7 protein-coding genes are annotated in these 6,315 nt (G+C 65.3%); all 7 read right to left on the minus strand.

All coding sequences use genetic code 11. The annotated features are described in order from the left end of the window. On the minus strand, positions 1–378 hold a 378-nt coding region (locus BRAS3809_RS23890; RefSeq protein ID WP_035657974.1), incomplete at its 3' end, for an ATP-binding cassette domain-containing protein. A gap of 11 nt (positions 379–389) precedes the next feature. Next, entirely contained in the window at positions 390–1,133 is a 744-nt protein-coding gene (locus tag BRAS3809_RS23895) for an ABC transporter ATP-binding protein (protein WP_008964603.1), read from the minus strand. Then, the gene (locus tag BRAS3809_RS23900) at positions 1,130–2,128 is read right to left on the minus strand and encodes a branched-chain amino acid ABC transporter permease (protein ID WP_008964604.1); all 999 of its coding nucleotides are present in this window, start codon (positions 2,126–2,128) and stop codon (positions 1,130–1,132) included. Before BRAS3809_RS23900 ends, BRAS3809_RS23895 begins: the two co-directional genes overlap by 4 nt. Continuing rightward, positions 2,125–3,000, minus strand: a complete 876-nt coding sequence (locus BRAS3809_RS23905) for a branched-chain amino acid ABC transporter permease (RefSeq protein ID WP_008964605.1) — start codon at positions 2,998–3,000, stop codon at positions 2,125–2,127. The genes BRAS3809_RS23900 and BRAS3809_RS23905 overlap by 4 nt, the downstream gene beginning before the upstream one ends. Before the next feature lie 71 nt (positions 3,001–3,071). Further along, positions 3,072–4,211 (minus strand): ABC transporter substrate-binding protein, encoded by a 1,140-nt coding sequence (locus BRAS3809_RS23910; protein WP_008964606.1) that lies wholly within the window; start codon positions 4,209–4,211, stop codon positions 3,072–3,074. A 79-nt stretch (positions 4,212–4,290) separates the two neighbouring features. After that, a complete protein-coding gene (locus tag BRAS3809_RS23915; protein ID WP_008964607.1) occupies positions 4,291–5,172 on the minus strand; it encodes a shikimate dehydrogenase in 882 nt (293 codons plus the stop codon). A 122-nt stretch (positions 5,173–5,294) separates the two neighbouring features. Next, positions 5,295–6,236 carry a LysR family transcriptional regulator gene (locus BRAS3809_RS23920; RefSeq protein WP_008964608.1) on the minus strand — a complete coding sequence of 314 codons (942 nt, stop codon included), beginning with the start codon at positions 6,234–6,236 and terminating at the stop codon, positions 5,295–5,297. Positions 6,237–6,315: the final 79 nt, after the last annotated feature.

Consider the following 6,315-nt stretch of genomic DNA (forward strand, 5'->3'; position numbering starts at 1 on the left):
CGGGAAGACGTCGAGCGCGGCCTCGACGCGGGCCGGAAGATCGATATTGGCCGGCGCTGCTACGCCGCCGAGCTCGATGTTGTGGCGCACCGACAGCTCGCCGAAGATGTTGCGGCCCTGCGGGATGTAGCAGATGCCGGCGCCGAGCAGCGCGCGCTGGCTCAGGCCCGTGACATCGCGGCCCTTGAAGATCACCTTGCCTTCGCGCAACTTCAGGAGGCCGAAGATCGCCTTGAACACGGTCGACTTGCCGGCGCCGTTCGGGCCGATCACCGTGGTGATCGATCCCTTCGGCACCGAGAAGGTCGTGCCGTTGAGGATCGTCATCTTGCCGTAGCCGCCGACGAGGTTCTGGACGTCGAGAATGGTCTCGCTCATGCGTACCTCCCTCAGTGGCCGAGATAGGCTTCGATCACGGCGGGGTTGGCCCTGATCTCGTCGGGCTTGCCGATCGCCAGCACCTTTCCTTCCGCCATCACCATGACGCGCGAGCACAGCGACATCACGAACTCCATGTTGTGCTCGATCACGACGAAGGTGGCGCGGCGCTCGCGGTTGATCGCGATCAGCCGTTCCTTGAGATCACCGAGCATGGTCGGATTGACGCCGCCGGCCGGCTCATCGAGCAGCACCAGGCGGGGACCGCCCATGAAGGCCATCGCCGCATCGAGCAGCTTCTGCTGACCGTAGGACAGGCCGCCGGCCGGCTCGTTGGCGAGATGCTCGAGCTTGAAAAATCCGATCATCTGGTCGGCGGTCGCGGTGAGACCTGCATCGGACGGACCGAACAGACGGGACAGCATGCTGCCGCGATGCTCCTGGCCGGCGAGGATCAGATTATCGCGCACCGACAGTTTCGGAAACACCTGCAGCAGCTGGAAGGTGCGGCTGACACCGAGGCGGTTCAGCTCCGCCGGCCGCTGTCCGGTGACGAGCTTGCCGTCAACCCTGACCTCGCCCCCGCTCGGCGTGAGCTGGCCGAGGATGCAGTTGAACAGGGTCGACTTGCCGCAGCCATTCGGTCCGATCAGCCCGAGGATCTCGCCCTCCTGCACATCGAAGCTGACGCCGTCCACGGCGGTGATGCCACCGAAGCTCTTCTTGACGTCGCGAACGTCGAGGACTGCGGTCATTGCGCGGCCTCCAGCTTGGATTGCGCCGCCGCACGCAGCGCGGACGCCGCCTGCGTCCGCCGTGAGCCGAGATAGCGATCGAGGATGCCGAGGATACCGGTCGGCGAATAGATCAGCAGCGCGATCACCGCGAGCGCGTAGAGCATCAGGTAGTAGCCTTCCGCGACGCGCAGCCATTCCGGCAGCAGCACGGCAATCATGGCGCCGAGGAAGGGTCCGAACATGAAGCCGGATCCACCCACAATCACCATCATCAGCAGGTCGAGCGAGAGCTGCAGGTTGAACGGAACGGGATCGACATATTGCGTCAGCGGCGCGTAGAGCACGCCGGCGATGCCGCCGAGCACCGAGCCGATCGCGAACGCCATCAGCGTGTAGCGCCGCGTGTCGATGCCGAGCGATTGCGCCCGGATCGGGTTCTCGCGCAGCGCCATGAAGGCGCGGCCCCAGGGCGAGCGGATCAGCCACCACATCGCGAGCGTCACCAGCGCGAGCGAGCCGAGGCAGAGATAGTAGAACGGCAGCGGCTTGCGGGTCGGGAAGCCGAGGATCTCGGGACGCGGGATGTTGCTGATGCCGTAGATGCCGTTGGTCAGCCAGCTCTCGTTGCGGAACACCAGGAACATCAGGGTCGAGAACGCCAGCGTGACGAAGGCCAGATAGTGATGCTGCACGCGCAGCGCGGGATAGCCGAGCAGCCAGCCGACGATGAAGCAGATCACGATGACGAGTCCGAGCGACGCGATCAGCGGCCAGCCATGCGTGGTCAGGATCGCAGCGCCATAGGCGCCGATTCCCACGAACGCGCCCTGCGCCAGCGACACCTGCCCGGCATAGCCGAGCGTCAGGTTGAGGCCCATCGCGGCGATGGTCATCACCGCCCACTGGCTGAGAATATACAGGCCGTAGCGGTTGAAATTCATCGGGACGATGATCAGGCCGCCGATGACAACGATGGCCAGCGCGGCGAGGAGCAGTCTGCCATGCTTGCTCATACCGTGCGCTCCTCGGCTCGACCGAGCAGGCCCTGCGGCCGGAACAGGATGACCAGGATCAGCAGCACCATCGGCACGGCGGCGCGATACTGCGTGGAGACGTAGGCGGCCGCGAGATTGTCGACGACGCCGATCAGGAGACCGCCGGCGATGGCGCCCCGCACCTGGTTGAAGCCGCCGACGATCGCGGCGATGAACGCCGCCTGCCCCAGCACCTCGCCGCTGGAAAACTTGGCGAGATAGATCGGGGTGATCAGCAGCGAGGCCAGCGCCACCAGCACAGCGTTGATCAGGAAGGTGAGCAGGATCATGCGCTCGACGGGAACGCCGATGATGCGCGCCACCGTCGGATTCTGCGCCGCGGCCTGCATCTGGTGACCGAGCGAGGTGCGGTTCAGCAGAGTGGTCAGACCGACGACGGCGAGGATCGCCACGGCAAGAACCCCGAGGCTCTGCAGCGAAATCGCCCGGCCGAGAACGGAGACATCACCCACCGGTACGATCGAGGGAAATGGCGAGGCCTCGGCGCTGAAGAACTGCTTCACCGCCTCCTTGATACCGATCGCCAGCGCCATCGTGGCGATCGCCAGCGGCAGCACGCCATGCCGCAGCATCGGATCGACCAGCAGCATCTTGAAGGCGAGACCGAGCAGCAGCGCCGACAGCAGGACGCCGACGAGCACCGCGAGCCAGAACGGAGCACCGAGATGCATGACGGCGAGCATCAGGAAGGCCGGCAGCATCACGAACTCGCCTTGCGCGAAGTTGATGGTCTGCGAGGTCTGCCAGAGCAGCGTGAAGCCGACGGCAACGAGCGCGTAGATGGCGCCGGTGGCTAATCCCGCCACGATCAGGTCGAGCAGATTGGACATGGTTTCCCCGTGAGCCTTTGGGTGACGGCGGCGCTGGCATCCCCACCCGCGCCGCCGATCGACCGTTGTCCTCAGTTGAGCTTCGGCAGCACCTGCTTGACGACCTGCTTGCCCTCGACCACCTCGACCAGGAAGCCCTGGCGATCGATGTCGCCGTTCTGGTCGAAGGTGACGTCCATCAGGATGTTCGGCTCGGTCGAAGTCTTGATGGTGAGACCATGCAGCGTGTCGGCGAAGGCCTTGGAGTCGACCTTGCCCATTTTCTCGGTCGTGGCCTTGACCATGTAGATGGCGAGGTAGCCCTTCAGGCCGTTATGGTCGGGCACGTAGTTGTACTTCTTCACGAAGCGATCGCGGAACGCCTTGATAGCCTCGACCGGCGCATCGGTCGTGAGGCCGACATGGCCGCGGGCGCCGTTGGCGGCATCGCCGGCGAGTTCAATCACCTTCTGGCCGACCAGCGTGGTCTCGCCGATCAAGGGCGCGGTCACGCCCTGGCGCTTGATCTCCTTGAGGATGCGCGCGCTCTCTTCCTCGTTGACGTAGATGAAAACCGCATCGGGTGCCGCAGCCTTGATCTTGCTGACGTCGGCGGCGAAGTCCGCCTGTCCGGCTTCGGTCGAGAGATCGGCCGCAACCTTGATGCCGAGGCGGTTGAATTCCTTGGTGATGACGTCGCGTCCGCCGCGGCCGAAATCGTTGTTGACCCAGACCACCGCGACCGACTTCGCCTTCAGTTCGTCGTTGATGTACTTGGCGACCTTCGGCATCGACGACTGCTGACCGAACGAGGTGCGGAACAGGAACTTGTTGCCGGCCTGCGTCAGTTCCGCGGCCTCGCCGCCCATGATCTGGGTGATGCCGGCTTCAGCGGCCAGCGGCGCGGTCACCTTGACCGAGCCCGAATAGCCGGGCCCGAGCAGGACGTAGGGCTCGCTGTCGAGCGCCTTCTGAACCTGCGCGCGGGCGACACCGGGGTTCGACTGCGAGTCCGCGTGGCTGACCTCGATCTTTCGGCCGAGGATTCCGCCCTTGGCGTTGATCTCCTCGACGGCGAGGTCGATGCCGTTCTTCCAGTTGGTGCCGACGGTGGCACCACCGCCGGACAGCTCGGCGACATTGGCGATCTTGATGGGGGCACCGGACTGCGCGTAGGCGGCTCCGGACAGCAGCATGGCCGAGCACAGGCCGGCCAGGATGATCGATCTCACGTTGTTTCCTCCTCTGCTCTAAACGCTTGTTTGCGTTTCTTGCTTGAACGACTTGTTCCGCCGCGTATTGGCGGTCGGCTCAGGCGGCGTCAACCGCCGCGTATCTCTCCACCATGTGATTGTCGAAGGCCGCGCCCATCGCCTCGGTCGACGGCGCAAGCCCGGTGAACAGTTCGAAGGCGTCGGCGGCCTGGTAGATCGCGAGCTCGCGCCCGAGCAGGACCTGCGCGCCCTTGGCTTTGGCGGCCTTCAGCAGCGGTGTCCACAGCGGCGAATAGACCGCATCCGCGACCCAGAGATCAGCGCGCAGCAGATGATCCGGCACCGGCGTACCGCGGTTCGGCAGCATTCCGATCGGCGTGCCGTTGACGACGCCGACGGCCCCCTGCAGCGCCTGTTCGACGCTGTCGGCCACAGTGATGGATGGTCCTGCGGGCAGCAGGCTCGCGAGCTTGTCGGCGCGGGCGCGCTCGGTATCGAAGATGCGCAGGTCGCTAACGCCGAGGTTCGCAAGTGCGAAGGCGATCGCCTTGCCGACTCCGCCGGCACCGATCAGCGCCACGACGCGACCACCGGTCCGGCTGATGAGCGGTTCCACCGCGCGCTCGAAGCCGGTCGTATCGGTATTGTGGCCAATCAGGCGACCGTCGCGCACGACGACGGTGTTGACGGCTCCCATCGCCGCCGCCTTCGGCGCGAGTTCATCGAGCAGCGCGACCACGGCCTCCTTGTAGGGATACGTCACGTTGACGCCGGCGAAGCCGAGGCGGCGGACGCCCTCGAGCAGGGTTGCAAGACCCGCGCGGTCGGCGCCGGCGACCTCGATCAGCTGATAGTGGCAGCGCACACCAAGTGCTGCGGCTGCGTGCTCGTGCATCGCCGGAGAGGCCGAATGCGCAATTGGGGCACCGATCAAGCCGGTCAGGAATTTGCGGGCTTTGAGGGCGGAAAGATCAGGCACGTGGGCTTCGTCTCTGCTGTCGCCGCGCGCGATCGCCGCACGAGCGATGGATGTCGCTGCGGACGATAGCGCGTCCGGCGCCTAACACAATTACCCAAATATCCGCCGAACCTAACATCATGTTATCTTTTCCCGGAGGCCGCTTTCGCAGGTCTCGCGGCCTGGCGCCGGCCCGGCTCGAGCGCGCGCATCTCGGCGCGCAGGCAATCGATGAAGTGCTCGGCATAGAGCGACAAGGGCGTGCCGCGCTTCACGGCGATGTAGGTATCGAACCGCGTCGGCTCGGTGATCTTGATCAGCTCGATGCCGGGATAGCCGCCATGCGCGACGGTGAACTGATCGATCACGGCGATGCCGAGCCCGGCCTTGACCAGCGCGCACACGGTGGTGCCGAACCGCGCCTTGATCGAGATGTTGTAGCTGAGTTTATTGCGCGCGAAGATCTCGGCCATGATGCGGCCGTAAGGGTCGTTCGGATCGATGCCGATCAGCGGATAACGCGTCATCTCCGCCGCCGAGACCTGCTTGCGCCCCGCCAGTTCATGGCCCGGCGGCACGATGCAGAACAATTCGCCCGAGGCCAGCGGCATGAATTCCAGGCCGGAATGATCGAGCCGATAGCTCATCGCCACGCACTCGCCCTTGCCCAGCATCAGATAGTCGATTGCCTCCTCGATCTTGAGAATGTTGATGTCGATGCCGAGATCGGGATAGCGGCGGCGGACGCGCTCGATCGCGCGCGGCACCATCACCTGCGATATGCTGGGCACAGAGCCGACGCGCAGTTCGGACAGCGCGCCACGGCCGATGTTGGAGATGATGTAGCTGAGATCGTCGACCTTCTCGTAGACGCTGTTGATCTGCTCGAAAATGTTCTGCGCTTCCGGGGTCGGGAAATAGCGGCCGTTCTGGCGCTGGAAGAAGCGGATGCCGAGCGAGCGCTCGGTGTACTTCACCAGGCGGCTGACGCCGGGGGCGGAGACCTTCAAGAGCCGCGCGGCGCCGTTGATGGTGCCGGTCACCATGACCGCGCGGATGACCTCGACCTGTCGCAGCGTCATCATCGGCGCGGCCCCACCCCGAGCGTCGCCGTCGTCACGGATTGCCCGGCGGCGTCAGCACGACCGGCGGACGTGGCAGCGG

The organism is Bradyrhizobium sp. STM 3809 (assembly GCF_000239795.1).
GTDB lineage: Bacteria > Pseudomonadota > Alphaproteobacteria > Rhizobiales > Xanthobacteraceae > Bradyrhizobium.